The organism is Streptomyces nojiriensis (assembly GCF_017639205.1).
Lineage (GTDB): Bacteria > Actinomycetota > Actinomycetes > Streptomycetales > Streptomycetaceae > Streptomyces > Streptomyces nojiriensis.
Genome location: NZ_CP071139.1, coordinates 1,091,909 through 1,108,308 on the forward strand (window position 1 = coordinate 1,091,909; position 16,400 = coordinate 1,108,308).

The window sequence follows — 16,400 nt, forward strand, 5'->3', positions numbered from 1 at the left end:
TGACATCTCAAGCCGCGCCCAGCGCGCATCGGTCAACGGCACAACGAGAAGCGGGCCTAGCATCCCCCCGTGAACACAGTGATCTTGACCGTCGGCTTGGCCTTCGCCGGCTACCTGGCGACGTACCTCAATGGGCTGAGGCTCGCGCAGCGACAGGCCCGGCTCGCGCGGGTGAACCAGCAGCTGAGCGACTTCTACGGCCCGCTCTTCGCACTCATGGAGGCCAACAGCCGTGCCTACGAGGCATTTTGCCAGAGATATGTCCGCCCTGACGGGGTCCACCCCTTCGACCACGACATACCCCCCACCGAGGAGGAGATCGCCGAGTGGCGCACCTGGGCCACGACCGTCTTCCTACCCAACATCCGGACAATGCGCGACGTCGTCGTCACCAAGGCCGACCTCCTCATCGAGGAGGAGATGCCGCCGGTCCTGCTCGACCTGTGCGCCCACGTCTCCGGCTACGAGATCACCGCAGCGCGCTGGGCACGTGGCGAGTTCGGCGCGTACAAGTCCGTCATCCAGTTCCCGGGACCGGAGCTGAAGGAGTACACGACGACGCGCTTCGCGCGACTCAAGAAGGAGCAGGCCGCCCTTCTCGGCCGACGCCGGTGAAGCCCTCGCGAGGACCGGCCGGATTCAGCGGCCGATGACCTTGTCCGCGCGGTCCGATTGCGGTCCCAACTGCTTCAGTTCGGCCAGGAGTTCGCTCTGGCCCGTCAGGAGCTCGGTCAGGATGCGGCGCGCCGCGCGCAGGAGGTCGGCCACGTCGCCGCCGGCCAGGGCGTAGCTGACGGTCGCTCCGTCGCGGATGGAAACGACGATGCCGGACCGGCGCAGGACCGCCAACTGCTGGGAGAGGTTCGATGCCTCGACGTCGATCGCGGCGAGGAGGTCGCGTACCGGTACGGGGCCGTTCTGCAGGAGTTCCAGGACGCGGATGCGGACGGGGTGTCCGAGCATGCGGAAGAACTCGGCCTTCGCCTGGTAGAGGGGGACCTGCATTCCCATGAGTGCTCCTGCTGTTGCTTCAAACCTTGCTTGGGGGCGCGGGGCTTCCAGTCGACCGACCACCCATACATTCGTACGGACGGGCCCACGCACGCCCGGGGATTACCTGTTTCAGATGTGCCGAGTTGAAGAATTCTTCAACTCGTGGGCATGCGTGGGCGCAAAAATGCAGGACTCAGAGCTCCAGGGCGGCCTCGACTCGCTTGAGCTGGTGCCGGGCCATGGCCAGGTTGGACTGGGACTTGTCCAGTACGACGTACAGGAACAGCCCGCTGTGCCCCCGGCCCTTGAGCAGCCGGATCAGGTGGTACTGGCCGCCGAGGGTGATCAGGACGTCCTCGATCTCGTCCTTCAGGCCCAGCATCTCCATCGTGCGGACCTTCGCCCGGATCACGTCCGTGTTGCCCGCGGCGGCGACCGTGAGGTCCAGATCCTTGCCACCGCCGAGGGTCCCCAGCGCCATACCGCTGGTGTAGTCCACCAACGCGGCTCCCATCGCACCCTCGATCGAGGTCATCGTCTCCTTCAAAGAGACCTCAACGTTCGCCATAGGTATTCGCTCCCTTGCCTTCTGCAGACTGCGCCCGGTGCTCGGTTGCCGACGGCACCGGACTGCTTGTGATCCAGACGCTACCGAGCGTGCGCGTCGGCGTACGGGGAACGGGGGATTGCGTGAAATGTGCGCATTGCCCCCTGCTGTCCCACGCGTACCGGCTCGTGCGGCCGCACCCCGCGGGTACTCCCGCGGAAGTACTCGCGGTGCCGCCGGCCGTACGACGACCGGAGGGGGCTTTCCGAGGAGTCTCGGGATGAGACGAAACGTCCGTGCTTCCGAGGAGATGAATCGAGATGGACACCTTCACCACCCTGGCCTACGACGGGCCCGGCCCGTGGATCCTGTTCGTTCCGCTGATCTGGGCGGCGGTCGTCGTCGGTGTCGTCACCGTGCTGCGCCGTACCGTCCGGCACGGGCGCCGCGGGGCAGCGGCGTACGGTGAGCGGTCGCCGATCGCGATCCTGGGGCGGCGCTTCGCCGCCGGGGAGATCGACGAGGACGAGTACTGGCGGCGGCTGTCCGTCCTGGACGAGCAGTTCGGCCGGTCGTCCCTCAAGGACGGGACTGCGTGACCCCGCCGAGGCAGGCCGCGAGCCGGGCCGTGCCGAGCCGCACGGTCAGCAGGGTGTCCCGCCCGGTGATCGTCCCCGCTCCACGCCCGGGGTGTGGGCGACGAGGAGGGCCTCGGCGACGGCGGTGCGGGCATAGAGCACGGAGCGGCCGGCCCGGTGGGCGCTGACCAGGCCCGCCGCACGCAGCGCGGTCAGGTACTGGGACACTCCGGCGGCCGAGAGCCCCGTACGGCGGGCCAGTTCGGTGGTGGAGGCCGGGGATTCCAGCTCGGTCAGCAGCCGGGTGCGGGAGCGGCCGAGTACGGCGGCCAGGGCTTCGGTCCGGCCGGCGGGCCGGGGCTCCCACAGTGAGCCGGTACCGCGCGCCGGATAGGCGAGTTGCGGCGGTTCCGGGGGCGTCACCCGGGTGAAGGGGACCGGTCCGATGAAGACCGAGGGGATCAGAAGCAGCCCGGCGCCCGCCGTCCCGCGGGACAGCGGCCGACTCCGGCGGGACAGCCGAAGCGCGTCGTCGCCCCAGCTCACCGAGGGGTGGAGGTCGTTGAAGAGGCGGCCCGCGCCGTGCTCGGCGGCGTGCCGGGCCCGGTGGAAGACATCGGCGTCGAGCACCGCGCGGATCCGTGCCCAGTAGGGCGCCAGAGCCAGCTCCCAGTAGGTCCCGATCTCTTCCGCGACCTGGACCAGGCGGTCCCGCGGGTCGGCGTACAGGGTCCGGGTGCGCGGGCCGAGGCGTCCCTGTTCCTGCCGCAGCCGGTCGAGGTCCTGGCGGACCCGGGAGGCGGGCGCGGCCCGGATCCCGGCCAGTTCCTCCGTCAGGGAGGGAGCCGCACCGGCGGGCGCCGGGTTGAGGAAGTCGGGTACGTACCCCGAGGGAGGGATCAGTTCGGCCAGCCAGCCCCGGTCGAGGCCGGCGGCCGCCAGCCGCGGCCGCACCTGCCCGGTCCAGGGCCGGTGCACGGGGGACGCGGCTCCGGAGGCCAGCAGCCGGTAGCTGGGCCCGACCTCCCACATCGGTGAGACGGCGAACCGCATCTGCGCGAGATCGCTCACGGAGAACGCCAGCTCCGCCTGCACGGCCGCTCCAAGGATTCAGTCATGCCTTAATCAATGGCCTGGCAGCCTACCGGGTGGCGATCATCCGGGCATGACCTCACAGACGACGCCCGCGGACGCGGCGGGCACGTGGAACCTCGGCGACCTGAAGATCAACCGGATCGGCTTCGGCGCGATGCGCCTGCCCCAGACGGGCGAGGCCTTCGCGGACGACGCCGTGCCCCGGGACCGCGGCCGGGCGATCGGCGTGCTGCGCCGGGCGATCGAGCTCGGGGTGAACCACATCGACACGGCCGCGTTCTACTTCTCGCCGCTGCGCTCCGCCAACGAGCTGATCAACACCGCGCTGTCCCCCTACCCCGAGGACCTCGTGATCACCACCAAGGTCGGACCGGGCCGGGACCCGTCCGGGGCGTGGAGCCACGCCACCCCGGAGCGGCTGCGCGGCCAGGTCGAGGAGAACCTGCGCCAGCTCGGCCGCGACCACCTCGACGTGGTGAACCTGCGGATCGTCGGGACCGATTCCATCGCCGAGCGCTTCGGCGCGCTGGCCGAACTCCGCACGGCGGGCCTCATCCGCCACCTCGGCATCTCCAACGTCACCCCCGAGCACCTCGCCGAGGCCCGGGCCATCGCGCCGGTGGTCTGCGTGCAGAACATGTACGGGATCGGGGTGCGGCCCGAGCACGACGGGTTCGTGCGCGCCTGCGGTGAGCAGGGCATCGCGTTCGTCCCCTTCTACTCCATCGCCGGGACCGGACGGCAGGCCGGCGCGATCGGGGCCGAGCACGAGGGGGTGCGTGCCGTCGCCCGGGCGCACGGCGCGAGCCCGGCGCAGGTACGGCTGGCGTGGACGCTCCGGCGGGGACGACACGTTCTGGCCATTCCCGGCACGGGCGACCCGGATCACCTGGACGCGAACGTGGCCGCCGGGGCCCTGCGCCTGTCCGAGGAGGATCTGGCGGTCCTGGAGGCCGTGCACCACGGCTGACCGGACCGGCCGGCTGGCCTTCCTCACAGGTCGTCGGTCGGCGGGTCGGCCTCGTACACGTGGGGGGTGTCCCACTCCCAGTCCAGCAGCTCGGTGCCGCCGAGGACCACTTCGTCGGGGTCCGGCATGCCGGCCCGGCGCAGGAACTCGATGACGTCCTCGTCGGAGCGGGCCAGGCCCAGGCGCTCCTCCCCGTTCGAGGTCCGCAGGGTCACCTGCCGGCCCCCCGACGGGAAGATCCGGTGCACGACGACGGGTGCGTGATGCATACCACCAGCCTCGCCCCGTCGGCCGGGACCGGCACCTCAGGGGGTGCGGCCTGCCGTGGCGGCGCGGTCGCCGCGCGTGGGGATGCGGAACGTGGAGGGGTCCGGGTAGGTGGCCTTCTCGGCGTGTACGACGTCCTCGATCGCGGCCTTGAAGGCGGGCTCGAAGAAGTCGACGGCCAGCAGCAGCCGCAGTCCCTCCAGGGTCGGATCGAGCAGCGGGCGGGCCATACGGGCACCGCCGCCCGAGATGCCGGGGAAGCCGGCCCGGGCGGTCTCCGGTCTCTCTCCGGCGCGCTCCCCGAGGCCGGCGGCCGCGTAGCCGGCGATCAGCGCGAGTTCGGCGAGGTACTTGCGGGCCCCGAGGGCCATCTCCTCGGCGCCCTGCAGGGTCTGGACCGAGCCGCCCGCCACTTTGAAGTCGTCGCTGATCCTCTTGAGGCCGCGCGCCTCGTACACGGCGCGCGCCTCCTCGAAGAGCCGCCCCGCCTCGTCGACCGCCTTCATCGCCGTCACCAGCTGGTCGATGTCGATCTCGCGCTTCACATTGCCTCCTGGTCTGGAACTGTGCTGCCCCGACCGTAGGAGGCAAAGCCACCGGTGCGGAACACCTGTGCACGGTCCGTTATATGCGCACTCCGTGCCGCCCGGGCCCCCTCTCCCGGCACCGGCTTCAACTCGCCACGCGGTCTTGCGACTTGAAGCCGGTATACCAACAATGCGCATGACAACCGGAGGATCTTCGGTCGCATTGTCATCAGAGGGGAACCCCCACATGAACAAGCCTCTCACCGGCGCCTTACTCTCCCTGCTCCTGCTGGGAGCGGCGGCCACCCCCGCCGTGGCCGCGCCCACCGCCCCGTCCACCACCACCGCACCCACCGCCACATCCACCGCCCCCGAGGCCACCGCCCTGGCGGTCGACTTCGCGGGCACCGTGGCCCTCAGCAACTGTTCCGGCTCCGTCGTCCGCGCGCCCGGCTCCCAGCCGAACGACCTCGCGCTGGTCCTGTCCAACGGGCACTGCCTGGAGTCGGGCTTCCCGGCGGCCGGCGAGGTCGTCAAGGACCGCCCGTCCAGCCGCTCGTTCTCGCTGCTCAACTCGGCGGGATCGAAGGTCGGTACGCTCCGCGCCAGCAAGATCGCATACGCGACGATGACCGACACCGACATCTCGATCTACCAGCTCACCCGGACCTACGCCCAGATCCAGAGCCAGTACGGCATCACCGCGCTGACCCTCGACGGCGCACGCCCGGCCCAGGGCTCGGCGATCAAGGTGGTCTCCGGCTACTGGAAGCGGATCTACAGCTGCAACGTGGACGGCTTCGCCTACCGCCTCAAGGAGGGCGACTGGACCTGGAAGGACTCGGTCCGCTACACCTCCGCCTGCAACACCATCGGCGGCACCTCCGGGTCACCGGTGGTCGACACGGCGACCGGCAAGGTCGTCGCCGTCAACAACACGGGCAACGAGGACGGCGCCCGCTGCACGGTGAACAACCCGTGCGAGGTCGACCAGAACGGCAACGTGACGGTCCGCCAGGGCATCAACTACGCGCAGCAGACGTACATCGTCGTCCCGTGCATAGCGCCCGGCAACAAGATCGACCTGAACCGCCCCGGCTGCGTGCTGCCCAAGCCGTAATCCCGCGCGCGTCCCCGCCCGACCGGAAAAGCCCCACGGCCGGGCCCCGGGCGGGGATACTCGGAGGCGTGGAACTGCACATCGATCACCGCTGGCTGCTGGAGCGGCAGGAGGCGCTGTTCAAGGACGTGGCGGTGGCCGACCACTCCGCCCTGGTCGCCGCCGTGGCCCGGCACCGGGTGAACACGCCCAGCCTGGAAGTGGACGCCCCCGACGCCTACTGGCGCGCGGCCGCGCTGCTCGACGCGATCGTGCTGCTCCGGCCCCTGCCCGACTCCAACGAGTACTTCGCCTACGGGGTCGCCGTCGCGTACATCGAGGCCTCCGGCAAGGCCGTGGACGCCACCTACGAGCAGTGGCGCGACCTCATCACCGACATCCGCATGCTGCGCGCCACCGTCTTCGACGTGGCCGCCCGGCTCCGTTCCTGGCAGCCGACCCAGACGGTGTAGGGCGTCGCGGTCAGCGCCTGCGCTGGGCGGGGGTGCCGACGAGGAGCGCGTCGGACACGAGGCGTGCACCGCGGGCGAGCCGGCCCAGCTGCTCCAGCTCGACGGCGTACATCCTGATCGAGTTCTCGATGACCGACTCGGCGATGCCCATGGTGGGCAGCTCGGCGCGGCTGGTCTGCAGTGCCGTCCGCACCGCGCGCATCTCGTGCTGCAGCTGGAGCTGGACGTGCCGGGCCAGGAGGGCGTGGTGGCGGGTGAGGGTCAGGTAGCCGCCGTAGCGGGCCGGGAGCAGATCCCGCAGCCAGCGCGTGGCGGTGCGCTCCCAGTCGTGCGTCCCGGGTGCCTTGACCTGCATGGGCCAGTCAGGGCTGAGGGTAAACGTGGCCGTCTGAGGCATTCTCGTCACTTCCGAGTGGTGTCGAACTCTGATCGAGACGTTCTTGGGGGGCGGCCTCGGCCCAGGGGTTGACCGAGGCCGCCATGGGCGCTCTGCGGGGATCCAAAGCCTGGACCCGACGCGCGGTCGCGACCTGAGGAGGTTCGTCGTACCGCGAGTACGTTCGGGAGGACATGGGGGTCCTCCTTGGCATCTGGTGGATCCGGAGCGCCGTCGCCAGTAAACATATATACCGTCGAGTAAGCAAGCGTATGAAAAATTTCATGCACCGCGAGGGCTGAATATCGCCTGGTGAAGCAGACCGGTACGGGCTAGAGGAAGAAGCCGTGCTGGTCGGCCACGTGCTCGTAGCTCTCCAGCCGTGCCTGCGTCCGCTCCGGGTCCGCGTCGGCCATCGCCTGCAACAGGGCCGCGGACAGCATCCCGGGCGCCGCGTACGAGTCGAAAACCAGCCGGGACCCGGTGCCCGCCGTCAAGGCCACGTCCGCCTCGTCCACCAGCGGCCCCAGGGTGGGGTCCGTGATCAGGACCACACGCAGCCCCGTACTGCGGGCGGCGCGGATGGCGGCCAGGGTCTCCTTGGCGTGCCGCGGCATGGCGAAGGCCAGCACCCACGTCCCGCCGGCCGCCCTGGACTGCAGCAGCGCGTCGAAGGCGACGCTGCCGCCGCGGGTCACCAGGCGCACGTCGGGGTGGATGCGCCGGGCCGCGTACGCGAAGTACTCCGCGAGCGAGACCGAGATGCGCAGGCCCAGGATGGTCAGGGGCACGGAGGCGGCCAGCTCTCGGCCGATGTCCAGCACCTGGTCGGTGTCGGCGAGCAGCCTCCGCACGTTCTCCAGGTTCTCGATCTCGGCGTCGACGGCCTCCTGCAGCTCGTTGCGGCGGATCTGCGCCCTGGTGTCCGCGGCGCCGGCGACGGCGCTGAGCGCGATCGGCTGCAGCACGTCACGCAGGGCGGGGTAGCCGCTGAAGCCGAGGGAGGCGGCGAAGCGGGTCACCGAGGGCTGGCTCACGCCCACCCGTTCGGCCAGTTCGGTGATCGAGAGGAACGCGGCCTCGGTGAGGTGGTCGATCAGGTATTGGGCGATGCGGCGCTGGCCCGGTGACAGGCGGCGTCCGTCGAAGAGCGCGAGGAGCCGGTCGGCCGGAGGACGGACCTCTTCGGACGACTGCCCCCCTGGTGTGATCGCAGCCGCTTGTGCGCGTGCCTGCTGCCCCGATGACACTCGAGGGCCTCCCTAACTCATGTCACTCGCGCTCCAACATAGCTCACCCCCTGTGGCCGATGATGATCAGTCCTGGGCGCGCGAGGTCACGGGGGCGTCGGTGCGGTCGCCCAGGAACTCGTACCAGCGGCGCTGCAGGCACAGGTAGCGGGTGTCGGCCTCGACGAGGTCGAGGAAGGAGCCGATCGTACTGGTGAGGCGCTCGCCGAGGCCCGGGTCGGCGAGGGCGCCGTCCTCGGTGAACGCCTGGTGGGCGCCCGCCAGGCTGAACATGTCCGGGTAGACGCGCGCGCCGAGGTGTTCCAGCGGAACGCGCAGGGCCCACAGCCCGCGGTTGCCGCCGACCATCGAGGGCGAGGCCGACACGAGCAGCGTCTGCTTGTCCTTGAAGGGCTGCGGGCGGTAGCGGGAGACCCAGTCGATGGCGTTCTTGAGCACGCCCGGGACGGAGGCGTTGTACTCGGGGGAGGCGATGATCAGCGCCTGCGCGGCCTCGATCCGGGCGCACAGGGCCAGGGCCCCTTCGGGCAGTCCCTCGTCGGCCTCCACGTCACCGTCGTACGGCGGCATCGGGAAGTCGCCGAGGGTGGCGGCCCGTGCGGTGGCGCCGGCCCGGGACACCAGGGCGGCGACCAGGGAGCCGAGGCGGGCGTTGACCGATCCGGTGCGGGAGGAACCGGACAGGACGAGCACGTGCAGGGAGGTGCGGGCGGGCTCGCCGTCGTGCGGACGGGCCGGATCCGCCGGGAAGTGGTCGCTGTCGGTCGGGTTCATACCGTCTTCTCCTGCTTTCTTCCTGCTCTCTTCCTGCTCTCTGCTGTGATCGGCCGCACGCGGCGGGACCCGCACACTTCGGTGTGCGGGTCCCGTCCGGGCCGCGGGTCACTTCGCGCCGGGGTTCTCCCAGCGGTAGAACTCGTGGGCCATGGCGTCCTTCGGGCTGCGCCAGGTGTCCGGGTTGTGTGGGCTGATGTAGGCGGTCAACCGCTCGCTGAGGTCCTGGAACTCCGGGTGCTCGGTGACCTTCGCGATGGCCGGGCCGGGGGGCCGGTCCGACTCGATCAGGTGCAGGTAGACGTCGCCGAACTGGAACAGGCTGCGGCGCGTGACCCCTACCAGGTGCGGGAGTTCACCCGCGTCCGAGCCCCTGAAGAGGTCGGCGATGTCGGGCGCCGATCCCGGCGCCATCCGGGCGACGATGAGAGCGCGGTGCGTCTGGTTCATCCGGGTGCTCGCCTTTCGTCTCAGACTCGGCTGACGGCGGGGGCGCGGCCCTCGCGCTGACGCTTCTCGATCTTGTCCCGGATGAGCGCCATCTGGATCGGGGAGTTGCGGTTGATGTTGTCGGTCATCCACGCGTCGTCGACGGGGGCGTCCGGCTTCATCGCGAAGTCCTGGGTCCACTTCATCCGGGTACCGCCGGGCACCTTGAAGTACTGCCAGTGGATGTCCATGTGCGCGAACGGACCGGTCTCCACCCGCCGGGCACGGACCGTGAGGCCCTTGCGGTCGACGGTCCGCTCCGAGACCCAGCTCCACACCTTGCCGTTCTCGTCGGGGTGCATGGTCAGGCGGAAGCGGGTGGTGTCGCCCTTCTCCTCGAGGATCTCCAGAGAGGCGTACTCGCTGAACAGCTCCGGCCAGCTCGGGAGATCGTTGGTCATCTCCCAGACGACGTCCACGGGCGCGTTGACCGTGATCTCGTTCTCGGTGTGTCCCGGCATGTCAGACTCCTGTCATCAGACTGTGGTTGACGAGTTCGGGGAATTCCCCGGGGGTCTTGCAGCGGTCGGCGTGGGTGGGCAGGGCCCGCCCCCGCCGGTTCTCCCTTCGTCCTACGAGCCCTTGCGGACGACGAGCGCGGAGTTCGAGCCCATCCGGCCGCGGCTGAGCACCAGCGCGGTGCGCAGCTCCGCCGCGCGGGCGCTGCCGGTCACCACGTCGAGGTCGTGGCAGACGTCGTAGACGTTCGGGGTCGGTGGGACGATGCCGTGCTCCAAGGCCAGGACCGCGGCCGCGGTGTCGAGGGCCGGGGCCGCGCAGTACGCCCTGCCGGTACCGGACTTGGGCGCCGTGACCGGCACCTTCCGCCCGTACGCGCCGAGGGCGTCGGCGATGGCGGCCGCCTCGGCGGCGTCGGCCTCCTGGGTCCCGATGGCGTCGGCGAAGACCACGTCGATCTCCTCGGGCGCGCAGTCGGCCTCCCGGAGGGCGCCGCGGATGGCGTGGGCCAGGCCCTCGCCGGACGTGTCGCGTCGCCGGGTGCCGGTGAAGGTCGCGCCGTGGCCGGCCAGGACGGCCCGTACGGTGGCGCCGCGGCGGCGGGCCTCGGCCTCGTCCTCCACGACGAACATCGCGCCGCCCTCGGCGGGGACGAATCCGCAGGCCTTGTCGGTGAACGGCCGGTAGGCGCGCTCGGGGTCCTCCCCCGTGCTCAGCCCCTCGTACTCCAGCTGGCAGACGATGGAGTACGGCGCCAGCGGTGCCTCCGTCGCCCCGACCAGCATGGCCCGGCTGCCCTGGCGGATCCCGCGGACTGCGTGCGCGAAGGCGTCCAGTCCGCCCGCCTCGTCGCTGGCCACGACCCCGCAGGGGCCCTTCAGCCCGCGCCGGATGGAGATCTGGCCGGTGCTCGCCGCGTAGAACCAGGCGATCGACTGGTACGGGCCCACGAAGCGCGGCCCCTGCTCCCAGAGGTGCTGGAGCTCGCGCTGGCCGAACTCGCCGCCGCCGGATCCGGCGGCGGTGACGACTCCCACGGAGAAGGGGTCGCCCTCGTAGTCGGCCCGGCCGAGCCGGGCGTCCTCCAGGGCGAGGTCGGCCGCGGCGAGGGCGTGATGGGTGAAGCGGTCGGTCTGGACGAGGAAGCGGTCCTCGACCATGGCGCCGGGGTCGAAGCCCCGGACCTCGCCCGCGACGCGCAGCGGCAGGTGTTCGCAGCCCGCCCTGGTGACCCGGTCCAGGACGCTGAGTCCGGACTGGGTCGCCTTCCAGAAGGCGTCGGCGCCCACGCCGTTGGGCGCGACGACTCCGATGCCCGTGATGACCGTACGGCTGGTCACGAGACCTCCTCCTTCGGCCGGGTCATGACCACGGCGGACTGGAATCCGCCGAAGCCGCTGCCCACCGAGAGCACGCTGCGCAGCTTCCGGCCGCGGGCGACGCGGGGTACGTAGTCCAGGTCGCACTCGGGGTCGGGCGTCTCGTAGTTCGCCGTCGGCGGTACCACCTGGTGGGTCATGGCGAGTACGCAGGCCGCGAGTTCGATGGCGCCGATCGCGCCGAGGGAGTGCCCCACCATGGATTTGATGGAGGTCATCGGCGTCTTGTAGGCGTGGTCGCCCAGGACCCGCTTGACCGCCGCGGTCTCGTGACGGTCGTTCTGCTTGGTGCCGGAGCCGTGCGCGTTGACGTAGTCGATCTCGTCGGCGGCGACGCCGGCCTCGGCGAGGGCGGTTTCGATGGCCCGGGCCATCTCCAGGCCCTCGGTGGTCAGCCCGGTCATGTGGTGGGCGTTGCCGAAGGTGGCGTAGCCGCCGATCTCGCAGTAGACGGTCGCACCGCGGGCGCGGGCGTGTTCCAGCTCTTCGAGTACGAGGACGGCGCCGCCCTCGCCGAGGACGAACCCGTCCCGGTCGGCGTCGAACGGCCGCGATGCATGGGCCGGGTCGTCGTTGTTCGGCGAGGTCGCCTTGATGGCGTCGAAGCAGGCCACGGTGATGGGCGATATGGGTGAGTCGGAGGCGCCCGCGATGCACACGTCCATCCGGCCCTCCGCGATGGAGTGCACGGCGTACCCGATGGCGTCGAGTCCCGAGGTGCAGCCGGTGGAGACCGTCTGGACCGGGCCCCGCGCACCCGTCTGCTCCGCGACGGCGGAGGCGAGGGTGGCGGGGGTGAACGCCCGGTGCAGGAACGGACCGGCCCGCTTGTGGTCCACGTCCCACCAGGAGCCGGACTGGCTGACGGCCACGTAGTCGTGCTCCAGCCGGGTGGTGCCGCCGACGGCCGTGCCGAGGGAGACTCCGGTCCGCCAGGCCTCGTCCGTGGTGAGGTCGAGTCCCGCGTCCTTCACCGCCTCCCGGGCGGCCACCAGGGCGAACTGGATGTAGCGGTCCGCCCGGTCCGCCTCGCCCGGTTCGAGGCCGTGCGCGGCGGGGTCGAAGTCGACCTCGGCGGCTATCCGGGAGCGGAACCCGGCCGGGTCGAAAAGGCTGATCCCACGTGTCGCCGTACGGCCGTTGGAGAGCAGGTCCCAGAAGTCGCGGACGCCGATCCCGCCGGGCGCGACGACACCGACTCCGGTGACGGCCACCCGCCGGCGGGTCACGAGACCGCTCCCGTGCGGTCCGGCGGCTGCTCCCACGCGGTGCTCTCCGGGTGCGGGGCCTGTTCGGTGTCCACGTGGCCGAGCTCGGGGCGCGGGGCCAGCGGGCCGAGGTGGAAGACCATGCGGGCCTCGGTGTCCCCTACGTTCCGGAAGCGGTGGCGCGTGTTGAGCGGGACGAGGAGTCCCTGGTCGGTGCGCAGCGGGTGGGCCTCGCCGTCGAGGTCGACCTCCAGCCGGCCGCTGACCACGTAGACGAACTCCTCGGAGTACGGGTGGTAGTGCTCCGCGATCGACTCCCCGGGGGCCATGATCGCCAGGCCCATGAAGCCGCTGGTGGAACCCACCGAGGTCGGGGTGAGCACCGCCCTCAGGTCACCGCCGCGCCGACGGTTGGGGGGCGTCTCGTTGAGGTCCACGATGCGTGGGCGCTGTTGGGTCATGGCGGGTTCCTCCTGCGTGTGGGGAGAGCCTGGGTACGGATGGGTCGGGATCGGGGGGTGGAGCGGTGGGCCGGACGGCCGGGGAGGATCAGGAATCCGCGGGTGCCCGGCGGTCCGTGATCAGGTTCATGGTGTGGCCGGCGGTGCGGACCCGCCTGCCGGCCCGGGCCGTCAGCCGGTCGAGCACCGCCGCCTTGCGCGGTCCCGAGACGCCGAACGTGGTGTCGGGCTCGGCGTCGAGCGGGCCCCGGACGTCGATGAGCCGGACGACGATGTCGTCACGCTGGAAGATGCTGCTGCTCCGAACGGGGCTGCCGGGGTGGTGTGCGGCCGCCTCGTCCTGGCGCGCCAGGAACTTGGCGAGCGCCGCGCCGCAGCCGGGCTTGGCCGGGTAGAAGAGCGCGTGCCGCTGGACCTCGGCGGACTCGGGCTCGGGTGCGGCGATGTGGTGGACCGCCGGGAGCGCCGCCCGCATGAAGAACATCCTCGCGGACTCCGGGTCGTTCAGGTTCCGGTTCTGTTCGAGGTAGGGGTTGATGGCCTCCTCGACGGCCCGTACCTCGGGCTGTTCGGAGACGTGGCGCAGGGCCGCCATCAGGTCTCCCTGGACCTCCACCGTCCGTACGACCCGGTTGCCGTGCATGAACAGGGACGTGCGGCACAGGCGGGTGTGGTCGTCGACCCGGGCCGCCGGGGAGGCGTAGCTGGAGAGGATGGCGGCGACGTCCCGCTCGCTTCCCGGCTTGACGGTGAAGGTGAGGGCGTGGCGCACGATGCCGGCACCCAGCCGGGGGGTCTTCTGCAGGCGCGCCGTGGCCGGGCGGGAATCCTGGCCGTAGCCGCGGCCGGTCTCCCGCAGGACGGTGAACTTGAGCGGGCGCATGGCGCGGGCGCACGCGCCGAGCGGCTTCACCTGTTCGGCGTGATGCTCGCTGTTGACCCATGCGAGGTACTGCGGGGCGCTTTCCCACTCGCTCGTGATGAGCCATTGGGAGGGATTCTCGAAGGACTGGCACAGCTGGTCGCTGATGTGGCCCGGAACCGACGCGATGTCGTGGCGGAGCTGTTCGTACGCCTCGAAGAACTGCTGCTGGGTCCCCTCGTGGAGATCCATCAGCAGGACGACCCGGAGCATGGAGCCGTCGAAGGCTGACTGCGACACCCGTTCGGACAGGGTGGTTGTCATCTACTCACTCCTTCATGAGGGGGTGGAGATCCATCGCGTACGGACCCCTCGTCCGTCACCGGTGGCGTCCGCCCGGGCCGGCGGCCGCCTCGGTGGGGAACGGCAGGCCGGCGCGTCTCAGGGGGAGCCGCTGTCGCTCATCGTCATCCGGGTGGGGACGTACCGCTACATGTCCGGATCAAGCGGGTGACAACCGGCGAATCAACTGGGCCTGATCCCGGATCGGGGGCATAAAGAGTCCACTCCCCCACACAGAAAACAGGAGCCCGCAGCTGATGGAAGACAACGCCGATGTTCGCGTACCGGTTCTCGTCGTGGGCGGCTCCCTCGTGGGCCTGTCCACCTCGCTTTTCCTGAGCCGCCACGGAGTGAGGCACCTGCTGGTCGAGAAGCACTCCGGCACCTCCGCACACCCGCGGGGCCGTGGCATCAACGCCCGGACGATGGAGCTGTTCCGCACGGCAGGGGCGGAGCGCGCGATCCGCCGGGCGGCGTCCGTACTGGAGGGAAATCAGGGCATTCTGCAGGCCCGGTCGCTGACCGACGGCGACCACAACTGGCTGGTCAAGTCGATCGATCCGGCGGGTGCGCTGGCCCGGTTCAGCCCGACCGGCTGGTGTCTGTGCAGCCAGAACAACATCGAGCCGGTGCTGGCCGAACAGAGCCGTGAGCTGGGCGCGGACATCCGTTTCGCCACCGAGCTGATGAGCTTCGACCAGGACCCCACGGGGGTGAACGCCGTGGTGAAGGACCGGGAGACGGGCGAGCACATCACCGTGCGCGCCGACTTCCTGATCGCCGCGGACGGGCCGCGCAGTCCCGTCCGGGAACAGCTGCGGATCCCCCAGACGGGCAACGGCGAGCTGTTCCACAACGTGAGCGTCACGTTCCGCTCGGAGAAGCTCGTCGAGGTGCTGGGCGACCTGCGCTTCATCGTCTGCTACCTGATCCGCCCGGGGGCCGACGGAGCACTGCTGCCCGTGGACAACAAGACGCAGTGGGTCTTCCACGCCCCGTGGCACCCGGAGCAGGGCGAGACCCTGGAGGACTTCACCGACGAGCGGTGCGTGGACCAGATCCGCGACGCGATCGGCGTACCCGACCTGGACGTGCAGATCGGCGGCAAGGCCCCGTGGCATGCGGCCGAACGGGTGGCGCAGCGGTATTCGTCCGGACGGGTGTTCCTGGCCGGGGACGCGGCCCACGAGATGTCCCCCACCGGGGCGTTCGGCTCCAACACGGGGATCCAGGACGCGCACAACCTGGCGTGGAAGATCGCCGCGGTACTGGACGGCTCGGCCGGCATCGGACTGCTCGACACCTACGAGGCCGAGCGGCTGCCGGTGGCGAGGGCCACCAGCGAGCGGGCGTCGGCCCGTTCGGCGGAACACAGCCACCCGGGGTACGCGCCGCCGCCCACCATGGGCGGCGGGCCGGGCAGCGGGGTCCTGACCACCGCCATGGGCTACTGCTACCCGAAGGGCGCGCTCGTCGGCGGCGAGCCCGGACGGCCCGTCATCCCGGAGACCCTGCGACTGGCCGGCGACACCGGGACCCGGGCTCCGCACCTGTGGGTGACCCGGTCGGGTGAGCGGATCTCCACCCTGGACCTGTACGAGCGCTCCTTCGTGCTGCTCAGCGGTGCGGGGACGCCGTGGCAGGAGGCCGCGCAGCGGGTGGCCGGGCAACTGCGGGTGCGGCTGGAGGCCTACACCATCGGCTCCGGGCCGGGTGCGGACCTGGTCCAAGAGGGGCGCTCCGACTGGACCGAGGTGCACGCGATGAGCGCCGAGGGCGCCGTGCTCGTACGGCCGGACGGATTCGTGGCCTGGCGCTCGGAGGGAGCCGTGGCCGATGCCCCGGCGACGCTGCGCGAGGTCCTCTCGACGGTGCTGCGCCGGGCGTGACCACCTCGTCAACGGTTCCGCCGGCCGTGCGTGCGGCCGGCGGAATCGGTTCAGCGGCAGGCCCAGCAACCTGCCCAGCAGCCCGCGGCCGGCACGGCGGTGCGCCGGCGGCCGGGCCCGGCGCCTCCGGCCTCGTCGCCGCCGCCGGAGGTCCGCCCGGCGTAACACGCGACGACGACCGCGATCGCGGCCAGTTCCTCGGGGGCGGCGACGCCCCGCTCCACACGCAGCAGGCTCGCTATCGGGACATCCTTCGACATCGGCACGGCCTCTCTCACGGGGGCTGCGCGTGCGCCCGGTCGCATCGCGAGGGGCGGACCGGCTCGGCCCGGGCGGCACACGGGTGGCTCGGTGCGCCGACG

21 protein-coding genes are annotated in these 16,400 nt (G+C 71.1%); 6 read left to right on the forward strand and 15 right to left on the reverse strand.

Translation table 11 applies throughout. The features are described from left to right. Positions 1–69: 69 nt before the first annotated feature. Entirely contained in the window at positions 70–615 is a 546-nt protein-coding gene (locus tag JYK04_RS05345) for a hypothetical protein (protein ID WP_189742360.1), read from the forward strand. Between the two features lie 24 nt (positions 616–639). Here JYK04_RS05345 and JYK04_RS05350 read toward each other — a convergent pair whose 3' ends face one another. Together JYK04_RS05350 and JYK04_RS05355 are read right to left on the reverse strand one after the other, a co-directional pair. Next, on the reverse strand, positions 640–1,005 hold the full coding sequence (locus JYK04_RS05350) for an ArsR/SmtB family transcription factor (RefSeq protein WP_189742766.1): 366 nt from the start codon (positions 1,003–1,005) through the stop codon (positions 640–642). A gap of 181 nt (positions 1,006–1,186) precedes the next feature. Further along, the gene (locus tag JYK04_RS05355; protein WP_189742363.1) at positions 1,187–1,561 is read right to left on the reverse strand and encodes a hypothetical protein; all 375 of its coding nucleotides are present in this window, start codon (positions 1,559–1,561) and stop codon (positions 1,187–1,189) included. Between the two features lie 299 nt (positions 1,562–1,860). On the opposite strand from JYK04_RS05355, the gene JYK04_RS05360 reads away from it, so the two are divergent. Next, the gene (locus JYK04_RS05360) at positions 1,861–2,139 is read left to right on the forward strand and encodes an SHOCT domain-containing protein (protein ID WP_189742367.1); all 279 of its coding nucleotides are present in this window, start codon (positions 1,861–1,863) and stop codon (positions 2,137–2,139) included. 45 nt (positions 2,140–2,184) lie between these two features. Here JYK04_RS05360 and JYK04_RS05365 read toward each other — a convergent pair whose 3' ends face one another. Continuing rightward, on the reverse strand, positions 2,185–3,213 hold the full coding sequence (locus JYK04_RS05365) for an ArsR/SmtB family transcription factor (protein ID WP_229876245.1): 1,029 nt from the start codon (positions 3,211–3,213) through the stop codon (positions 2,185–2,187). 70 nt (positions 3,214–3,283) lie between these two features. Between JYK04_RS05365 and JYK04_RS05370 the strand changes: the two genes are divergently transcribed. Then, complete coding sequence (locus JYK04_RS05370; protein ID WP_189742370.1) at positions 3,284–4,183, forward strand: aldo/keto reductase; 900 nt, start codon at positions 3,284–3,286, stop codon at positions 4,181–4,183. Between the two features lie 23 nt (positions 4,184–4,206). Here the strand turns inward: JYK04_RS05370 and JYK04_RS05375 are convergent, their stop codons facing one another. Together JYK04_RS05375 and JYK04_RS05380 are read right to left on the reverse strand one after the other, a co-directional pair. Further along, positions 4,207–4,452 carry a hypothetical protein gene (locus JYK04_RS05375; RefSeq protein ID WP_189742372.1) on the reverse strand — a complete coding sequence of 82 codons (246 nt, stop codon included), beginning with the start codon at positions 4,450–4,452 and terminating at the stop codon, positions 4,207–4,209. A 36-nt stretch (positions 4,453–4,488) separates the two neighbouring features. Further along, entirely contained in the window at positions 4,489–4,995 is a 507-nt protein-coding gene (locus JYK04_RS05380; protein WP_189742374.1) for a hypothetical protein, read from the reverse strand. Positions 4,996–5,224: 229 nt separating this feature from the next. On the opposite strand from JYK04_RS05380, the gene JYK04_RS05385 reads away from it, so the two are divergent. Together JYK04_RS05385 and JYK04_RS05390 are read left to right on the forward strand one after the other, a co-directional pair. Beyond that, complete coding sequence (locus JYK04_RS05385; protein WP_189742377.1) at positions 5,225–6,097, forward strand: S1 family peptidase; 873 nt, start codon at positions 5,225–5,227, stop codon at positions 6,095–6,097. Between the two features lie 68 nt (positions 6,098–6,165). After that, positions 6,166–6,549: a toxin Doc gene (locus JYK04_RS05390; protein WP_189742380.1), complete on the forward strand. Its 384-nt coding sequence runs from the start codon at positions 6,166–6,168 to the stop codon at positions 6,547–6,549. A 10-nt stretch (positions 6,550–6,559) separates the two neighbouring features. Here the strand turns inward: JYK04_RS05390 and JYK04_RS05395 are convergent, their stop codons facing one another. From JYK04_RS05395 to JYK04_RS05435, 9 genes are all read right to left on the reverse strand, one after another. Next, a complete protein-coding gene (locus JYK04_RS05395; RefSeq protein WP_189742770.1) occupies positions 6,560–6,946 on the reverse strand; it encodes a hypothetical protein in 387 nt (128 codons plus the stop codon). A gap of 311 nt (positions 6,947–7,257) precedes the next feature. Beyond that, complete coding sequence (locus JYK04_RS05400; protein WP_189742383.1) at positions 7,258–8,175, reverse strand: MurR/RpiR family transcriptional regulator; 918 nt, start codon at positions 8,173–8,175, stop codon at positions 7,258–7,260. A gap of 66 nt (positions 8,176–8,241) precedes the next feature. Next, positions 8,242–8,949, reverse strand: a complete 708-nt coding sequence (locus JYK04_RS05405) for an NADPH-dependent FMN reductase (RefSeq protein ID WP_189742387.1) — start codon at positions 8,947–8,949, stop codon at positions 8,242–8,244. 108 nt (positions 8,950–9,057) lie between these two features. Continuing rightward, entirely contained in the window at positions 9,058–9,399 is a 342-nt protein-coding gene (locus tag JYK04_RS05410; RefSeq protein WP_189742390.1) for a TcmI family type II polyketide cyclase, read from the reverse strand. Positions 9,400–9,419: 20 nt separating this feature from the next. Beyond that, entirely contained in the window at positions 9,420–9,899 is a 480-nt protein-coding gene (locus JYK04_RS05415; RefSeq protein WP_189742392.1) for an SRPBCC family protein, read from the reverse strand. Between the two features lie 111 nt (positions 9,900–10,010). Then, positions 10,011–11,237: a beta-ketoacyl synthase N-terminal-like domain-containing protein gene (locus tag JYK04_RS05420; RefSeq protein WP_189742395.1), complete on the reverse strand. Its 1,227-nt coding sequence runs from the start codon at positions 11,235–11,237 to the stop codon at positions 10,011–10,013. Then, complete coding sequence (locus JYK04_RS05425; RefSeq protein ID WP_189742398.1) at positions 11,234–12,505, reverse strand: beta-ketoacyl-[acyl-carrier-protein] synthase family protein; 1,272 nt, start codon at positions 12,503–12,505, stop codon at positions 11,234–11,236. Before JYK04_RS05425 ends, JYK04_RS05420 begins: the two co-directional genes overlap by 4 nt. Next, the gene (locus JYK04_RS05430; RefSeq protein WP_189742402.1) at positions 12,502–12,945 is read right to left on the reverse strand and encodes a cupin domain-containing protein; all 444 of its coding nucleotides are present in this window, start codon (positions 12,943–12,945) and stop codon (positions 12,502–12,504) included. Before JYK04_RS05430 ends, JYK04_RS05425 begins: the two co-directional genes overlap by 4 nt. Positions 12,946–13,033: 88 nt before the next feature. Next, complete coding sequence (locus JYK04_RS05435; RefSeq protein WP_189742405.1) at positions 13,034–14,131, reverse strand: SchA/CurD-like domain-containing protein; 1,098 nt, start codon at positions 14,129–14,131, stop codon at positions 13,034–13,036. A gap of 275 nt (positions 14,132–14,406) precedes the next feature. Between JYK04_RS05435 and JYK04_RS05440 the strand changes: the two genes are divergently transcribed. After that, entirely contained in the window at positions 14,407–16,038 is a 1,632-nt protein-coding gene (locus tag JYK04_RS05440) for an FAD-dependent oxidoreductase (RefSeq protein ID WP_189742408.1), read from the forward strand. 50 nt (positions 16,039–16,088) lie between these two features. Here the strand turns inward: JYK04_RS05440 and JYK04_RS05445 are convergent, their stop codons facing one another. Continuing rightward, complete coding sequence (locus tag JYK04_RS05445) at positions 16,089–16,298, reverse strand: acyl-CoA carboxylase epsilon subunit (RefSeq protein ID WP_189742411.1); 210 nt, start codon at positions 16,296–16,298, stop codon at positions 16,089–16,091. Positions 16,299–16,400 lie beyond the last annotated feature (102 nt).